Source organism: Streptomyces sp. WM6378, assembly GCF_001279695.1.
Lineage (GTDB): Bacteria > Actinomycetota > Actinomycetes > Streptomycetales > Streptomycetaceae > Streptomyces.
Window position 1 is genome coordinate 1 of sequence record NZ_LGDD01000009.1, and the last position, 16,092, is coordinate 16,092.

11 protein-coding genes and 1 pseudogene are annotated in these 16,092 nt (G+C 70.9%); 7 read left to right on the forward strand and 5 right to left on the reverse strand.

What is annotated here, in order from left to right:
* The first annotated feature begins 355 nt into the window (after positions 1–355).
* Both serA and ADK54_RS02350 read left to right on the forward strand, forming a co-directional pair.
* On the forward strand, positions 356–1,948 hold the full coding sequence (gene serA, locus ADK54_RS02345; RefSeq protein WP_053723793.1) for a phosphoglycerate dehydrogenase: 1,593 nt from the start codon (positions 356–358) through the stop codon (positions 1,946–1,948).
* 94 nt (positions 1,949–2,042) lie between these two features.
* Positions 2,043–2,654, forward strand: coding sequence for a TetR/AcrR family transcriptional regulator (locus ADK54_RS02350; RefSeq protein ID WP_053723794.1), 612 nt, complete (start codon positions 2,043–2,045; stop codon positions 2,652–2,654).
* A gap of 100 nt (positions 2,655–2,754) precedes the next feature.
* On the opposite strand, the gene ADK54_RS02355 is transcribed toward ADK54_RS02350, so the two are convergent.
* A complete protein-coding gene (locus ADK54_RS02355; RefSeq protein WP_053723795.1) occupies positions 2,755–3,915 on the reverse strand; it encodes a PucR family transcriptional regulator in 1,161 nt (386 codons plus the stop codon).
* A 203-nt stretch (positions 3,916–4,118) separates the two neighbouring features.
* Here ADK54_RS02355 and ADK54_RS02360 point away from each other — a divergent pair, with 203 nt between their 5' ends.
* Complete coding sequence (locus ADK54_RS02360) at positions 4,119–5,045, forward strand: proline dehydrogenase family protein (RefSeq protein WP_053723796.1); 927 nt, start codon at positions 4,119–4,121, stop codon at positions 5,043–5,045.
* 62 nt (positions 5,046–5,107) lie between these two features.
* Entirely contained in the window at positions 5,108–6,739 is a 1,632-nt protein-coding gene (pruA, locus tag ADK54_RS02365) for an L-glutamate gamma-semialdehyde dehydrogenase (protein WP_053723797.1), read from the forward strand.
* Positions 6,740–6,822: 83 nt separating this feature from the next.
* Here pruA and ADK54_RS02370 read toward each other — a convergent pair whose 3' ends face one another.
* Positions 6,823–7,527: a nitroreductase family protein gene (locus tag ADK54_RS02370; RefSeq protein WP_053723798.1), complete on the reverse strand. Its 705-nt coding sequence runs from the start codon at positions 7,525–7,527 to the stop codon at positions 6,823–6,825.
* Positions 7,528–7,726: 199 nt separating this feature from the next.
* Here ADK54_RS02370 and ADK54_RS02375 point away from each other — a divergent pair, with 199 nt between their 5' ends.
* On the forward strand, positions 7,727–8,932 hold the full coding sequence (locus ADK54_RS02375; RefSeq protein ID WP_053723799.1) for an FG-GAP-like repeat-containing protein: 1,206 nt from the start codon (positions 7,727–7,729) through the stop codon (positions 8,930–8,932).
* Positions 8,933–9,271: 339 nt separating this feature from the next.
* Here ADK54_RS02375 and ADK54_RS02380 read toward each other — a convergent pair whose 3' ends face one another.
* Positions 9,272–11,314, reverse strand: a complete 2,043-nt coding sequence (locus ADK54_RS02380; RefSeq protein ID WP_053723800.1) for a phosphocholine-specific phospholipase C — start codon at positions 11,312–11,314, stop codon at positions 9,272–9,274.
* A gap of 212 nt (positions 11,315–11,526) precedes the next feature.
* The gene (locus tag ADK54_RS02385; RefSeq protein WP_053723801.1) at positions 11,527–12,525 is read right to left on the reverse strand and encodes an MDR family NADP-dependent oxidoreductase; all 999 of its coding nucleotides are present in this window, start codon (positions 12,523–12,525) and stop codon (positions 11,527–11,529) included.
* A 102-nt stretch (positions 12,526–12,627) separates the two neighbouring features.
* Between ADK54_RS02385 and ADK54_RS47140 the strand changes: the two genes are divergently transcribed.
* Positions 12,628–13,632 (forward strand): LysR family transcriptional regulator, encoded by a 1,005-nt coding sequence (locus tag ADK54_RS47140; protein WP_078966075.1) that lies wholly within the window; start codon positions 12,628–12,630, stop codon positions 13,630–13,632.
* A 25-nt stretch (positions 13,633–13,657) separates the two neighbouring features.
* On the opposite strand, the pseudogene ADK54_RS02395 reads toward ADK54_RS47140, so the two are convergent.
* A pseudogene (locus ADK54_RS02395) lies at positions 13,658–14,524 on the reverse strand (LysR family transcriptional regulator); the annotation flags it as partial.
* Between the two features lie 93 nt (positions 14,525–14,617).
* On the opposite strand from ADK54_RS02395, the gene ADK54_RS02400 reads away from it, so the two are divergent.
* Positions 14,618–16,021 (forward strand): MFS transporter, encoded by a 1,404-nt coding sequence (locus ADK54_RS02400; protein ID WP_053723821.1) that lies wholly within the window; start codon positions 14,618–14,620, stop codon positions 16,019–16,021.
* The last annotated feature ends 71 nt before the right edge of the window (positions 16,022–16,092 follow it).

Here is a 16,092-nt window from a genome sequence, read left to right on the forward strand (position 1 = left end):
GTACAACGAGTACAAGACCCAGGACTCCGAGCACCTCCTGGAGACCACCGGCAAGGAGCTCCGCAAGCTCATGAGCTGGGTCCAGAACGACGAGGCGTAAGCCGGATGTCAGCGGGGTCGGGCACAGTATTCGTGTCCGGCCCCGTCGGCTACCGCACGACCCTGGACAACCAGTCCAACCCCCATCGGGTGATCCTGCCTTCGTGGCGGAAAACCCTCGGGGGAGCAGCACTACACTGCTCAGCAACACAAACGCGTCAGGCCCACAGCGTCGTGCGTCTTCCACGCGGTCTAGCCCCTCCACCGCCTGCGGCCGTCGGGACGGCCGTCCGCAAAGGATTCAGTGAGGACCCACGTGAGCTCGAAACCTGTCGTACTCATCGCTGAAGAGCTGTCGCCCGCCACCGTCGACGCCCTCGGGCCGGACTTCGAGATCCGGCACTGCAACGGAGCCGACCGCGCGGAACTGCTGCCCGCCATCGCTGGTGTCGACGCGATCCTGATCCGCTCGGCCACCAAGGTCGACGCGGAGGCGATCGCCGCCGCCAAGAAGCTGAAGGTCGTCGCCCGCGCGGGAGTCGGCCTCGACAACGTCGACGTCTCGGCCGCCACCAAGGCCGGCGTCATGGTCGTGAACGCACCGACCTCCAACATCGTCACCGCCGCAGAGCTCGCCTGCGGCCTCCTGGTCGCCACCGCGCGCAACATCCCGCAGGCCAACACCGCGCTGAAGAACCGCGAGTGGAAGCGGAGCAAGTACACCGGCGTCGAGCTGAGCGAGAAGACCCTCGGCGTCGTCGGCCTCGGCCGCATCGGCGTCCTGGTCGCCCAGCGCATGTCGGCCTTCGGCATGAAGATCGTCGCGTACGACCCCTATGTGCAGCCGGCCCGCGCCGCCCAGATGGGCGTCAAGCTGCTCTCCCTCGACGAGCTGCTCGAAGTCTCCGACTTCATCACCGTGCACCTGCCCAAGACCCCCGAGACGCTCGGCCTGATCGGCGACGAGGCGCTGCACAAGGTGCAGCCGCACGTGCGGATCGTGAACGCGGCGCGCGGCGGCATCGTGGACGAGGCCGCGCTGTACTCCGCCCTCAAGGAGGGCCGCGTCGCGGGCGCCGGTCTGGACGTGTACGCGAAGGAGCCCTGCACGGACTCCCCGCTGTTCGAGCTCGACCAGGTCGTCTGCACCCCGCACCTGGGCGCGTCCACCGACGAGGCCCAGGAGAAGGCCGGCATCGCCGTCGCCAAGTCCGTACGCCTAGCCCTCGCGGGCGAACTGGTGCCGGACGCGGTCAACGTCCAAGGCGGCGTGATCGCCGAGGACGTCAAGCCCGGCCTGCCGCTGGCCGAGCGCCTCGGCCGCATCTTCACCGCGCTGGCGGGCGAGGTCGCGGTCCGCCTCGACGTCGAGGTGTACGGCGAGCTCACCCAGCACGACGTCAAGGTGCTCGAACTCTCCGCGCTCAAGGGCGTGTTCGAGGACGTCGTGGACGAGACGGTCTCCTACGTGAACGCGCCGCTCTTCGCGCAGGAGCGCGGCGTGGAGGTCCGCCTGACCACGTCGAGCGAGTCCCCGAACCACCGCAACGTGGTGACCGTGCGCGGCACCCTCTCGAACGGCGAGGAGGTCTCGGTCTCCGGCACCCTGGCCGGCCCCAAGCACCTCCAGAAGGTCGTCGCGATCGGCGAGTTCGACGTGGACCTGGCGCTCGCGGACCACATGATCGTGCTGCGCTACGAGGACCGTCCGGGCATCGTCGGCACCGTCGGCCGGGTGCTCGGCGAGGCCGGGCTCAACATCGCCGGCATGCAGGTCTCCCGCGCGGAGGAGGGTGGCGACGCGCTCGCCGTGCTGACCGTGGACGACACCATCCCGCAGAACGTGCTGACCGAGGTCGCCGAGGAGATCGGCGCCAACTCGGCCCGCTCGGTGAACCTGACCGACTGACCCGCTCCGGTCCCGCGGCCCCGTACCCGGCCCGCAGAGTCCGACTTAGACGCTTGTCTTAGACGGATGTCTGTATGCCGGGTACGCTGCTGTCATGGGACACCGTGAGGATCTGCTCGAAGGCGCCAAGCGCTGCCTGCTGGAAAAGGGCTACGCCCGCACCACCGCCCGCGACATCGTCGCCGAGTCCGGCACCAACCTGGCCTCCATCGGCTACCACTACGGCTCCAAGGAGGCCCTGCTCAACCTGGCCTTCCTGAAGCTGACCGAGGAGTGGGGCGACGCGGTCGCCGAGGGCCGGGACAAGGGGGCCGTGGGCGAGGGCCTGCCCCCGCTGGAGCGCTTCGAGCGGGGCTGGGCGGGCGTCATCGACTCGTACGAGCGGAGCCGCCCGGTCTGGAAGCTCCAGATGGAGATCGTCTCCCGGATCGACAGCGACCCCGAGCTCCAAAAGGCCCTCGCCGGGCCGCAGTTGGAGGGGCGCAAGGGCCTCGCGGAGGGCTTCCTCGGCATCGACGAGAACGCCGACCCCGAACGGGCGCGGCTCGCCGGCACCTTCTACCAGGCGCTGCTCGCCGGGGTGATGGTCCAGTGGATGGTCGACCCGGAAACGGCCCCCTCGGCGAAGGACCTGACCGAGGGCCTGAAGATCGTGATGGGGCTCGACGGGGACGAGGGCGCCGAGGGCGCCCAGGATGCGAGCTGAGGGTCGCGCCGGGGACCCAGGGCTGGAGCTGACGGTCAACTCTCGTTCCCGGGACCGGAGTTGATGGCTCAACTCCCGTTCGCCGAGCCGGAGTCGACCGTCACAGCCGCGCCGCCTTCAGCGCCATGTGCAGCAGCAGCCGGTCCTCGCCCTGGTCCAGGTCTAGGCCGGTGAGGTGCTCGACGCGGGACAGCCGGTAGTAGAGCGTCTGGCGGTGGATGCCCAGGGCCGCCGCCGCGCGCCCCGCCTGGCCCGCGTGGTCGAGGAACACCTCGGCGGTGCGGGCGAGTTCACGGTGCGCCGGGGTCAACAGGGCCCGCACCGCCGGGTCCTGGTCCCGTACGGCGGGCAGCGCGGTCAGCATCCGGTACGGGCCGATGTCCGACCATTGGGCGACCGGGCCGAGCCGGGGTTCCGCGAGTGCCGCACGCACGGCGGAGGTCGCCTCCTGGTGGGCGAGGGCGAGCTCGGCGAGACCGCGCCGGGCCACCGCCACCCCGGCCGCCGCACCGTTCCCGGCATCCCCGCGCAGCCGCTCCGCCGCGGTCCGGGCCGGCGCGAGCGCATCCGCCGACCGCAACCGGACCAGGGCGGCGAGACCCGGCCCCGCGCTCGCGCCCAAGGTCGACCACGGCACCGTGCACACCGCCGCGGCCCCGGGCACCGTACGGGCCGAAGGGGCGTCCTCGCCCGGCCACGGGGCCACGCACACCAGCGCGTGCAGGCCCTCCGCGTCCGGGCCGAGGGCCGCCTGCAGCGCGGCCGTCGCGGTGTCGCGCTGCCAGCCGCGCTCGGCGGTCAGCGCCGCCCGGAACTCGCGCGAGAGGTCCGCGCCGGCCTGCGCCTCGTCCGCCAGCAGCACCCCGATCCTGGCCGCCACTTCCATCGCCGCGGCCAGCTTGTCCGCGGCCGGTCCCGGCTCGGCGTCGAGCAGCCAGACGTATCCGAGGGCGACGCCCCGGTGGCGTACCGGAAGACAGATGCGGCTGCGGAAGACCCCCGCGTCGGGGGCGGCCGGAATGTGGACCGGGCCGGTGGCGCGGGTGATGCCGAAGGCCTCGAACCAGGCGCGGACGGCGGGCGTCGACTTCCTGGTCAGGATCGAACGGGTGCGGACCGGGTCCATCGCGAGGTCGTCCTCGGAGTCGTGCGCACCGAAGGCGATCAGCCCGAAATCCCGGTTCTCCAGCGTCGCGGGGGCGCCGAGCAGCGCCGAGATTTCATCGACCAGATCCTGGTAGTCGCCCTTCACAAGAGCCATTCTCGCTCATCCAGGAAGGCGCTTCAGACATGTGTATGAGATCTGGGCCACGGATGCGTGACAGCTGTCGATGGCAGAGGATCGGGGAGATCCTTAGGTTTCACGGTGGTTCTCCGTGCCGTTACCGGTACGTCCGGAAGGCGTCCATCGTCCCTTCGGTCCCGGTCACGGCCCCGTCTAGTTTCTTTCCGTGGAGGTGCCCCGTGCTGGGTCCCGTGATCCTCGCCGCGTCGCGCAGCGACAAGATGCGCAAGCTCGTTTCGGCCGCCCCGGTGACCAAGCCCGTGGTGAACCGGTTCATCCCCGGCGAGACCGTCGACCAGGTCGTCCCGATCGTCGAGGAGACCGTCGGCAAGGGCCTGGAGCTCACCCTCGACGTGGTGGGCGAGGACATCACCACCCCTGAGCAGGCCGGCCACGCCCGCGACGCTTACCTCGAACTCATCGAGCGCCTCAAGGAACTCGGCCACGGCACCAAGGCCGAGATGTCGGTGAAGCTCTCCATGTTCGGCCAGGCGCTGGAGGGCGGCCACGAGCTGGCCCTCGCCAACGTCCGCCCGGTCGTCGAGGCCGCAGCCTCCATCGGCACCACGGTCACCCTGGACGCCGAGGACCACACCACCCTCGACTCGATGTTCGCCATCCACGAGGAGCTGCGGAAGGACTTCCCGGGGACCGGCTGCGTCATCCAGGCCTACCTCTTCCGCACCGAGGCCGACGCCCGCCGCCTGGCCGCGAACGGCAGCCGCGTACGCATCGTGAAGGGCGCCTACAAGGAGCCCGCCGAGGTCGCCTACCAGGACAAGGGCGAGATCGACAAGGCGTACGTCCGCATCCTGAAGATCCTCATGGAGGGCGAGGGCTACCCGATGATCGGGTCCCACGACCCGCGCCTGATAGCCATCGGCCAGGAGCTCGCCCGGCGCGCGGGGCGCAAGCTGGACGAGTACGAGTTCCAGATGCTGTACGGGATCCGCAGCGAGGAGCACCTGCGGCTCGCCGCCGAGGGCCACCGGATGCGCGTCTACACGGCGTACGGCACCGACTGGTACGGCTACTTCATGCGGCGCCTCGCGGAGAAGCCGGCCAACCTGCTGTTCTTCGTCCGCTCGATGATCACAAAGAACTAGATTTCGGACAGGCCCCGAGCCTCCGCTTACCCGAACACCCCTCACAAAGGAGTATAGGAATCATGGACGCTGTGACCCAGGTCCCCGCCCCGGTCAACGAGCCGGTGCACGGCTACGCCCCTGGTTCCCCGGAGCGCGCCCGTCTGGAAGCCAAGCTCAAGGAGCTGGCGGAGAACCCCGTCGACCTGCCGATGACCATCAACGGTGAGAAGCGGATGGGCGGTGGCCAGCGCTTCGACGTCGTGCAGCCGCACAACCACCGCGCCGTCATCGGCACCTACGCCAACGCCACCGAGCAGGACGCCCAGGACGCGGTCGACGCCGCGCTCGCCGCCGCCCCGGCCTGGCGCGCGATGTCGTTCGACGACCGCGCCGCGATCATCCTGCGCGCCGCCGAGCTGCTCGCAGGCCCCTGGCGCGAGACGCTGGCCGCCTCCACGATGCTCGGCCAGTCGAAGACCGCCCAGCAGGCCGAGATCGACACCCCGTGCGAGCTCGTCGACTTCTGGCGCTTCAACGTCCACTACGCCCGCAACCTGCTCGCCGAGCAGCCCCCGGCGAACTCGCCGGGCGTGTGGAACCGCATGGACCACCGCCCGCTCGAAGGCTTCGTCTACGCGATCACGCCGTTCAACTTCACGGCCATCGCGGGCAACCTGCCGACCGCCCCGGCCCTGATGGGCAACGTCGTCGTGTGGAAGCCGTCCCCGACGCAGACCCACGCCGCCGTGCTGCTCATGCAGCTCCTGGAGGAGGCGGGCCTGCCCAAGGGCGTCATCAACCTCGTCACCGGTGACGGCCTGGCCGTCTCCGAGGTCGCCCTGAACCACCGCGACCTGGCGGGCATCCACTTCACGGGTTCGACCAAGACCTTCCAGCACCTGTGGAAGACCGTCGGCACGAACATCGAGAAGTACCGCACCTACCCGCGTCTGGTCGGCGAGACGGGCGGCAAGGACTTCGTGGTCGCGCACCCGAGCGCCGACCGCGCCGTCCTGAAGACCGCGCTGACCCGCGGCTCCTTCGAGTTCCAGGGCCAGAAGTGCTCCGCGTCCTCGCGTGCGTACATCCCGGCCTCGATCTGGAACGACGGCTTCAAGGAGGAGTTCGCGGCCGAGGTCGACGGCATCTCCATGGGTGACGTCACCGACCTGTCGAACTTCATCGGCGCGGTCATCGACGAGCGTTCCTTCGCCAAGAACAAGGCCGCGATCGACCGCGCGAAGGCCGACGCCTCCTGCACGATCGTCGCGGGCGGCACGTACGACGACTCGGTGGGCTACTTCGTCCGCCCGACCGTCATCGAGTGCACCGACCCGGCGAACGAGGTCTTCACGACCGAGTACTTCGGCCCGATCCTGGCGATCCACGTCTACGACGACGCCAAGTACGACGAGATGCTGGAGCAGATGGAGTCGGCCTCCGACTACGCCCTGACCGGCGCCGTCATCTCCAACGACCGCGCCGCGGCCGCCCACACGATGGAGAAGCTCCGCTACGCGGCGGGCAACTTCTACATCAACGACAAGTCGACCGGCGCCGTCGTCGGCCAGCAGCCCTTCGGCGGCGGCCGCGCGTCGGGCACCAACGACAAGGCGGGCGCCCCGCAGAACCTGATGCGCTGGACGCTGACCCGCGCCATCAAGGAGACCCTGGTCCCGCCGACCGACTACACCTACCCGCACATGGGCTGACGTCGTAGTCGCACCGAAACCCCGCCCCCGTCCTTGGTCCCCCAACCGAGGACGGGGGCGGTTTCCATGTCCGGGCCCGGGGCTCAGACCTCGACCAGCACCTGGTCGAGCGACTTGCGGACCAGATCCGGTACTTCGCAGTCGTCGGCGGGGTAGCCGACCGGGATGACGGCGAACGCCTTCTCGTTCGCGGGCCGCTCCAGGACCTCGGACAGGAAGCGCATCGGGCTCGGCGTGTGGACGAGGGCCGCCAGGCCGGACTGGTGGAGGGCGGAGAGCAGCATGCCCACCGCGATGCCGACCGACTCGTCGACGTAGTAGTGCTTGTGCTTGGTGCCGTCCTCGGCCAGCCAGTAGCGCTGCTGGAAGACGACGAGCAGCACCGGGGCGTCGGTGAGGTGGGTCTTCACGGCGTCCGTGCCGATGGGCCGCAGCGCCGCCAGCCACTCCTCGCCGAGCCGCCCGTCGTAGGAGATCCGCTCCTCCTCCTCGGCCGCCTCGCGGATCCTGCGCCGTACGTCCGCGTCCTTGACCAGGACGAACGTCCACGGCTGCTGGTGGGCGCCGGACGGGGCGGTCGCGGCGCAGGCGACCGCGTCACGGACGGCCCGCTCGGGGACGGGGTCGGGCGAGAAGCGGCGTACGGTGCGGCGCTCGTCCATGCGCTCGCGCAACTCGGCGGCCCGCGCCAGGGTCTCGGTGCTCGCCATCCGGGCCGGACGGTAGGGGACGGGCCGGTACGGCTCGCCGTGGATCGGGGTCCAGTGCTGCTCGGTAGGTGTGGGCATGGGGCGAGTCTGGCGGCGGGGTGTGGTCTGGGCCAAGTCATGGGGCGCGCAGGTGACTTGAAAGGTTCGGAGGGTGGCCTCCACCTCGGCCGCGGGGAGCCTGGGCACCATCCGCGTGGTGCGGTTTTTGGGCAGCCATTACCATGCAGCTCTCTCCGCGCACATGTGCGGATGAGTTGTTCCTTGGGGGGAACCTTCCATGCGTACCAAGCTTCGCGCTGCCCTGGTGACGGCTGCTGCCGCCCTGGGGCTTGTCGCGACCTCCGTCGTTCCGGCCCAGGCCGCGACCGGCTTCGACCGCTGTCCTCAGGGCAAGTTCTGCGTCTTCGACGGCGCCGACGGCCAAGGCGCGATGGCGTCGTACTCGACTCCGCAGCGCGACCTCGGCGCCTGGCGTTCCAAGGCGTCGTCGGTCGTCAACCGCACCGGCTACGAACAGCTCTGCCTGTACAGCCGGACCAACTACGAGTACCTCGACTCCGTGCACGACGTCATGGCGGGCGGGCCTGGAAGCTACGGCATCAATCTGTCCGACTTCGCGGACGCCAACAGCCACTTGGACAACAACCTCGGCTCCGCCCGCTGGGCGCACACCGTGCGGGAGTGCCAGGGCGGCACCGAGAGCCTCGACTGGTCGACCCCGTACGGTCCCACCGCGGGCCCGGCCCAGTCGTTCGGCGACCTCAACCGCGACGGCGCGCCGGACCTGCTCCACCGCAGCTACGCCGGCCGGCTGTGGTTCCTGAGCGGCAACTCCGCCGGATCCCTGCTCGGGGCCGGCTGGAACTCCATGACGGCGATGACCCGGCACGGCGACCTCAACGGCGACCTCAACGAGGACCTGCTGGTCAGGGACACCACCGGGAACCTCTACATGTACCCGGGCAACGGCAACGGCTCGTTCGGCAACCGGCTGCCCCTCGGGGGTGGCTGGAACGGCATGAGCCGGATCCAGGCCACGGGCGACCTCAACGGCGACGGCAAGGGCGACCTGCTGGCCCGGGACACCGCCGGGAACCTCTACACGTACCCGGGCAACGGCAAGGGCTCGTTCGGCAACCGGCTGTTGCTCGGCGCCGGCTGGAACGCCATGAAGTCCTTCGCCGGGCCCGGCGACCTGAACGGCGACGGCCGGAACGACCTCGTCGTCAGCGAGAACAACGGCAAGCTGTGGCTCTACCCGGGCAACGGCAGAGGCGGGTTCGGCAACCGCGTCATGATCGGTACGGGTGGCTGGGCCGCGTACGACACCCTGCTCGGCATCGGCGACTACGACCAGGACGGGCACCCCGACCTGCTCGCCGTCGGCGGAGTCGTCCGCGTCTACCGCGGCCTCCAGGGCGGTGGGCTCGGCGAGGCCGAGACCGTCAGCTACAACGTGGAGAACAGCGACACGCTGTTCTGAGCCGACGGGCGGCCGGCTGTCGGCCGTTCGAGCAGGGCCGGGGACCGGCATCGGCGCATCCGCGACCGGGCCGGTCCCCGGCCGCGACCGGCGGGGCGGCGAGCGGGGCGGGCAGCAGGGCGAGCGCTGCGGCCGCCCCGGCGGCGGACACCACGCCCGCCGCGGTCAGCGTGTCCGGCGAAACACCGTGCCGCGCGAGCGCCCCGCGGACGCCGGACAGCCGGTCCGCGTACCAGGGCTTGAGTGCGTAAAGGCCGTTCATGGCCTCCACTCTGCTGCCGCACGACCGGCGCCGCATGAGCTCTCGTACTCAGGCAGAGCTCCGGCACGCGGTCGGCGTCACCCGCTGACCGACACCGCCCCCGTCTCGATGTGCCCCGTGTACCGGCGCGACCACGTCGAGTCGGAGTCGGCCGTGACCGTGAAGTCGTACCAGCCGTTCTGGTACGCCACCGCGTTGAAGAAGTCCTCGGTGGAGCCGCCCGCCGGGACGCTGTACGTCCACGTGCCGGTCCGGTACTGGTTCGAGGTGATCGTGAACTTCACTGTCGTGGAAGAGGAGTTGGTCATCTTGAACCACACCGCCATCTTGCCCGTGCCGGTCTCCACCGCGTAGCGCGCCGCCACCTCGATGGACTTGCCCGCCTTCGTCGCGTCGCCGACGAAACGGCGCAGGAAGCGGTTCGGGCCGGCCATGGTGAAGTCGTACTTGCCCGCGCCCGCGCCCGTACCGATCTGGAAGGAGTCGGTGGCCGTGCCGCCCGGGTCGACCGTGTACTGCCAGGGCGTGGTGTCCCGGTAGGCGTTGGGGTGCAGGGAGAAGTGCGCGGCGCTGGTGGCGGGGGAGCCCTGGTTGGCCATGGAGAACCAGGCCACGATCTGCCCCGCGGCCTTGAACTCGAACCGGTCGAGGTTGCCGTTCGGCTGGTACGGCAGCGCGCGGGCCGGGCGGGTGCCGGACTCCTGGGCGGGCAGCGCGTTGTTCTGCGGCGCGGGGTTGGGCAGCGGGCCGCACGTGCCGATGCCGATCACCTTGGTGGCCGGGAGCCCGGACGGCAGGCCGTACACCGGCGAGGAGAAGTCGAAGAGGCCGGTCAGATCGCCGGTGACCTTGCGGCGCCAGGCGCTGATGTTCGGGCAGGTGGCCGGGGTGCCGAGGGCGGCCGTCCATTTCTCCATGAAGCGCAGTACGGAGGTGTGGTCGAAGACCTCCGAGGAGACCCAGCCACCGCGTGTCCAGGGCGACATGACGAGCATCGGCACCCGGAAGCCGAGGCCGTAGGGGATGCCGTTGAGGAACTCGCCCGCGGTTCCGGCGGGCGGCGAGGGCGGGGGCACGTGGTCGAAGAAGCCGTCGTTCTCATCGTAGTTGAGGAACAGGACGGTCGAGTCGAAGACGTCGGGGGCCGCGGCGAGCGCACGGTGGACGAGGTCGACGAAGTGCGCGCCGTCGCCGGGCGGGGCGTAGGGGTGCTCGGAGAAGGCCTGGTTGGCGACCACCCAGGACACCTGCGGCAGCGTCCCGGCGAGCGCGTCCGCCTTGATCGCGGCGGCGATGTCGTCGGGGGTGGAGCCGGTGGCCGCCGGGACGGAGCCCATGCCGCGGTCGTGCAGCGGGTCACCGGCGGGCGCGGAGGTGAACTTCGAGAAGTAGGCGAGGCCGTTGTCGCCGTAGTTGTCGTTGGCGTTCTGGTACACCTTCCAGCTGACCCCGGCGCGCTGGAGGGCCTCGGCGTACGTCTCCCAGGTCAGGCCGGACTCGTCGCCGCCGTCGTAGCTGGAGCCGTCGACCTTGCCGCTCCACAGGTAGGTGCGGTTGGGCCCGGTGGCGCTGAGCGTCGCGCTGAAGTAGGCGTCGCAGATCGTGTAGTTGTCGGCGAGCGCGTAGTGGAACGGGATGTCGGCCCGGTCGAGGTAGCCGAGCGAGCGCACGTTGCCGACGCCGGAGACCCAGCTGTCCATCCGGCCCTTGTTCCACGCCGCGTGCTGCGAGGTCCAGCTGTGCGGCAGGTCGCCGTTGCACTGGGCGAGGGTCTCGCCGTCGGCGCCGCCCGCGTCCGGGGTCGAGCTGAGCTTCCACGGGTACTGGCGGCCGAGGCCGTTGGGCTGGTTGAAGACGGGCTGCCCGCCCGAGAGCAGGATGCCGCTCTTGTCGCCGAAGCCCCGGACGCCCTTGAGGCGGCCGAAGTAGTGGTCGAAGCTGCGGTTCTCCTGCATCAGGATCACCACGTGCTTGACGTCCTTGATGGTGCCGGTCGCCGAAGCGGCCGCCGTGCGCGTGACCGCCGAACCGACGGCCTCGGCCGCCCCCGGGGGCAGCACGGCTCCGGCCGCCACGCCCGCGCCGAGCGCCACGAATCCTCTACGACTGATCGGTGTCATCCGCCCGCCTCTTCGGTCGCCTGTGCCCCAGCGGCACATCGAGCGCAAGAGTGGCGCCAGCCAATGGTCTGAAGCTAGACCTCTACAGGGAGAGATTTATGAACACTGGGTCAACGGCGGGGTTTCTTAAGGTCCGGTGAGAGGTGATGAGAGGTCACATGGCTGAGGTGACGCCGGGCCGGTCCAGGCTGTCCCGCACACGGAGTGCGTGCTCAGTCGGCCACGTGGATGAGGAGCTTCCCGGTGTTGGCCCCGCGCAGCATTCCGATGAACCCGTCCAGGATTCCCTCGAACCCGGCCACCACGGTCTCGTCCGACGCCACCCGTCCGGACCTCAGGTGCGGGACGAGGAAATCCTCCAACTCGCCTTGAGCGTCGCGGTAGTTGCGGACGAGTACGCCCTCCAGGCGGAGGCTCTTGTGGACCACGTCGTAGAGGTTGCGGGGCGCGGCCGGCGGCTCGGCGGGGCTGTTGTACTGGGCCACCGCGCCCACCCAGGCGATCCGGCCGTGGTCGCGAAGCCCCGCGATCGCGCCCTCCAGGTGGGTGCCGCCCACGTTCTCGACGACCGCGTCGACCCCGTCCGGAGCGGCTTTGGCGAGCAGCTCGCCGACCGGGCCTTCGTGGTAGTCGAAGGCGGCGTCGTAACCAACCGTCCCCGTAAGGTAGTTGACCTTCTCCGGCGACCCCGCGCTGCCGATGATCCGGCCCGCCCCGAGCAGCCGCGCGATGCGTCCGGCTGCCGTGCCGACGCCCCCGGCGGCCGCCGTGACGAACAGGTCCTCGCCGGGCTTGAGGCGCAGGGTCCGGGTGAGCGCCACATACGCCGTGAGCCCGGTGCCGCCGAGGATGCCGAGGTGGGCGGAGAGCGGGACGCCGTCGTACGCCTTGATCTTGCGCACCCCGTCGACGCCCAGGGTGACCAGCGCGTGGGTGCGCCAGCCCTGCCGGTGGAAGACGAGGTCGCCCGCCGCGAGCCCGGGATCGCGCGAGGCGAGCACCCGGCCGAGCGCGCGGCCCTCCAGCGGGGTAGCGAGCGGGCCCTCGTCCATCACCTCGCGGTGGTACGGGTCCACGGAGAGGTAGAGGTTCTCGACGAGCGCGGTGCCGGGGGCGGGGTCCGGGACCTGGGCCCGGACCAGCTCGAAGTCGGCCGGGGTGGGGAGCCCGTCGGGGCGGGCGGTCTGCTGAACGGTGATCGAAGTCGTCATGGCCCAGGACGTTAGAAAGGAATGCGCGGGCCTGGCAGGGGGTTGCGTCGATGGAACCGAGCGATCCATCAACTCTGCTCATACGTACAGGTAGGAGCCTCCATGGCCAGCGATCTCGCCCCGCACGAACTACGCGTCCTGGTGGCCGTGGAGCGCGAGCGCGGCTTCTCCGCCGCCGCCGAGAAGCTCGGCATGACCCAGTCCGCCGTCTCGCACTCGGTGCGCTCCAGCGAGGCCAAGATAGGCGCCGTTCTCTTCGAGCGGGGCAGACGCGGCGCGACCCCGACGCCCGCCGGGAGCCGGGCCGTCGCTCACGCACGGCGGGTGCTCCGGCTCCTCGACACCCTGGCGGCCGAGGCGCGCGGGGCCGCGCCCGATCCGGCGGACGACACGGTGGCGGGGCCGCTGCGGATCGCCGCGTTCCGCAGCGCCGCACTCCAGTTGCTGCCCGCCGCACTGGAACGGCTCACTGCCCGGTACCCCGGGATCGTGCCGGAAGTCAGCCTGGTGCGGGAGGTCGGCGCGGGGACGGCCGGGGAGGTGGCGGCGGGGCGCGCGGACCTCGGCATCGCGACGATCGGCACCACCTCGCCGATCCCGCCCGGGCTCGTCGGCGACGTACTCCTGGAGGAGGGGTACGCGCTCGTGCACCCGGCCGGGCACGCCGCGCCGCGCTCGCTTCCGCTGGTCGACTGGACCGAGAACTGCACGTCGTACACCCGGCGTTGGTGGGCCGAGCAGGAGTGGATCCCGGCCGCGACGGTTCGCGCCGAGGACGACGGAGCAGTGCTCTCGATGGTGAGCAGCGGTTTCGGAATGGCGATCATGCCGGAGCTGTCACTGGTCGGAGCACCGCCCACCATCGAGATCACCGATCTCGGTCCGGAGCGCCCGACACGCTCCGTCGGCTATGTGACCACGCCCGAACTCGCCGGATCGGTCGCCGTACGCGGCCTGATCAGGGAGCTGCGGGCACTGCGCCCTAGGCCAGTCGCTCAGTCGGTCGCGGCTCGGCCAGTCCCTCAGTCAGTCGCGCCGAGGTCGACCCGCCCGCAGCGGCCTCCGGCCCAGCCGGCCCGCCCTCAGCCGGTCGGCCCACCCCGCTGACCTCCCCCACTATTTCGGCCAACGCCCCTCGCAACCACCGGTGCGCCGGATCCGCGTCCACCCTGATGTGCCAGGCCTGCACGAACGGGATGGTCGGCAGGTCGAGGGGAATGTCGAGGATCGCGAGCGGCATCGCCCGCGCCGCCTCGACCGCGAACTGACGCGGCACCAGCGCGAGCGCGTCCGAGCGGAGCGCGAAGAAGCAGGCCGCCGAGTACGTCGGCGCGGTGGCCAGCACGTCGCGGACCAGGCCGAGTTCGGCGAGCTGCTCGTCGACCACGCTGCGCACCCGGCCGCGCCGGGTGACCGTGATGTGGGGGAGCGCGGCGAACCGCTCGGGGGTCAACCGCTCGGCGGCGTAAGGCCCGTCGGCGCGCACCACCGCCGCATAGCTGTACTCGCCCAGCGGGCTGCTGCGGATGTCGTGCGGCAGGTCGTGCATCTGGCCCACTTCCAGGTCGATCCGGCCCCGCAGATCGGCCGGGTCCTCCTCGCCCTCGGGAAGCATCCGAAGCCGCACCCCGGGCGCCTCGCGCATCACCCGCTCGGTCAGCGCCGAGCCGAAGATGACGGCGACGCCGTCGTTGGACCGGATGGTGAACTCCCTTCGCAGGGTGGCCAGTTCGAGCTCCGGCGGTGGGCGAAGCGCCGCCAGCGCGGCCGCCAGCGCGGCCTCCACGCGCGGCTGGAGCTCCCGGGCGCGCGGCGTCAGCGTCAGGCCGCGCCCCGACGGCACGAGCAGTTCGTCGCCCACCACCCTGCGCAGCCGCCCCAGGGTCCGGCTCATCGCGGACGGCGAGATCCGCATCTCGGCGGCGGCCCCCGCCACGCTCCCGGCCCGCAGCAGGGCGTCGAGCGAGGGCAGCAGATTCATGTCCGGGAGCTGTTGCATGCGCCGAGTATGGCCCAATGCTGCACAGTACGCATGTCTCGCTTAACCAACCGGACCTTGTGTGCAGCAATGGGCGCGGTCAGTCTTGACCTCATGCTCGAACCCAGACAGCGCGCCACCGCCCTGCTCGTCGCCGCTTGTTTCTTCATGGAGATGCTCGACGGCACCATCGTGGCCACCGCCGCACCGCAGATGGCGGCCTCCCTCGACACCACGCCCGCCTCCGTCGGCCTGGTGATCACCGCGTATCTGCTGACCCTCGCCGTGCTCATACCGCTCAGCGGCTGGCTCACCGCCCGCTACGGCGCCCGGCGGATCTTCCTCACCGCGATCGTGGTGTTCACCCTCGCCTCGGCAGGCTGCGCGGCCGGCGGGAGCCTCGGCCTCCTCATAGCCATGCGCGTCCTGCAGGGCGCGGGCGGCGCCATGATGGTGCCGGTCGGCCGGCTCCTGGTGCTCAACGGGGCCCCGAAGACCGACATCCCGAAGATCATGGCGTACATCGTGTGGCCGGGCCTGATGGCACCCGTGGTCGCCCCGCTGCTCGGCGGACTGCTCACCACGTATGCCAGTTGGCACTGGATGTTCCTGGTCAACCTGCCGCTCGGTGCGGCCGCGTTCGTCGTGGCCCGGCGCCTGGTGACGGCCGGACCCACCGCGACCCCGCCGCCGCTCGACCTGCCCGGCGTGCTGCTCAGCAGCACCGGGCTCGCCGCCCTCACGTGGGCCGCCCACCTGGTCGCCGACACCGACAGCGGCTGGCCGACGGTGGACGCGGTGGCCACGCTCGCGGTTCTCGCGCTCGGCGCGGCCGGGCGCCATCTGCTGCGCACCGCCCACCCGTTGGTCAATCTGCGCACCCTGGACGTGGCGTCGTTCCGGGCCTCCGTGACCGGCGGGTCGCTCTTCTGGCTCGTGGTCGGCGCCATGCCGTTCCTGCTGCCCCTCCTCTTCCAGGAGGTCTTCGGATGGAGCGCGGTGAAGTCCGGCGCCGTGGTGCTCTTCGTGTTCGTCGGCAACATCGGGATCAAGCCCGCGACCACGTACCTGCTCAACCGCTTCGGCTTCCGTCCGCTGCTGCTCGTCTCCACCGCCGGGCTCGCCGCGACCGTCGCGGGCTGCGCGCTGCTCACCGGCGCGACGCCCGTCGCCGTGACCGCTGCCCTCGTCATGCTCAGCGGGGCCGCCCGCTCGCTCGGCCTGACCTGCTACTCCACGATCGCGTTCAGTGAGATGGCACCCGAGCGGCTGCGCGACGCCAACGCGCTGTCCGCGACCGCCAACCAGCTCGCGGCCGGGCTCGGAGTGGCCGTCGCGACCGTCGCGCTGCGCCTGGGCGGCGCCGTCACCGGCACCCCCTCCGCCGCCTACGCGGTGGCGTTCTGCCTGCTCGGCGTGGTCGGCCTGGCCCCTCTGGTGGGAGCGCTGCGGCTGCACCGGGGCGCGGGCGACGCGGTGCGTACGAAGCTCGCGCGGCCATCTGCCCGCACCTCGTAGAGAGGCGCCCGTCTCAGATAGTAGGAAGTCCGAGTAATTGTGGAGACAGACTCGACCGCAAGGCTTAGCTT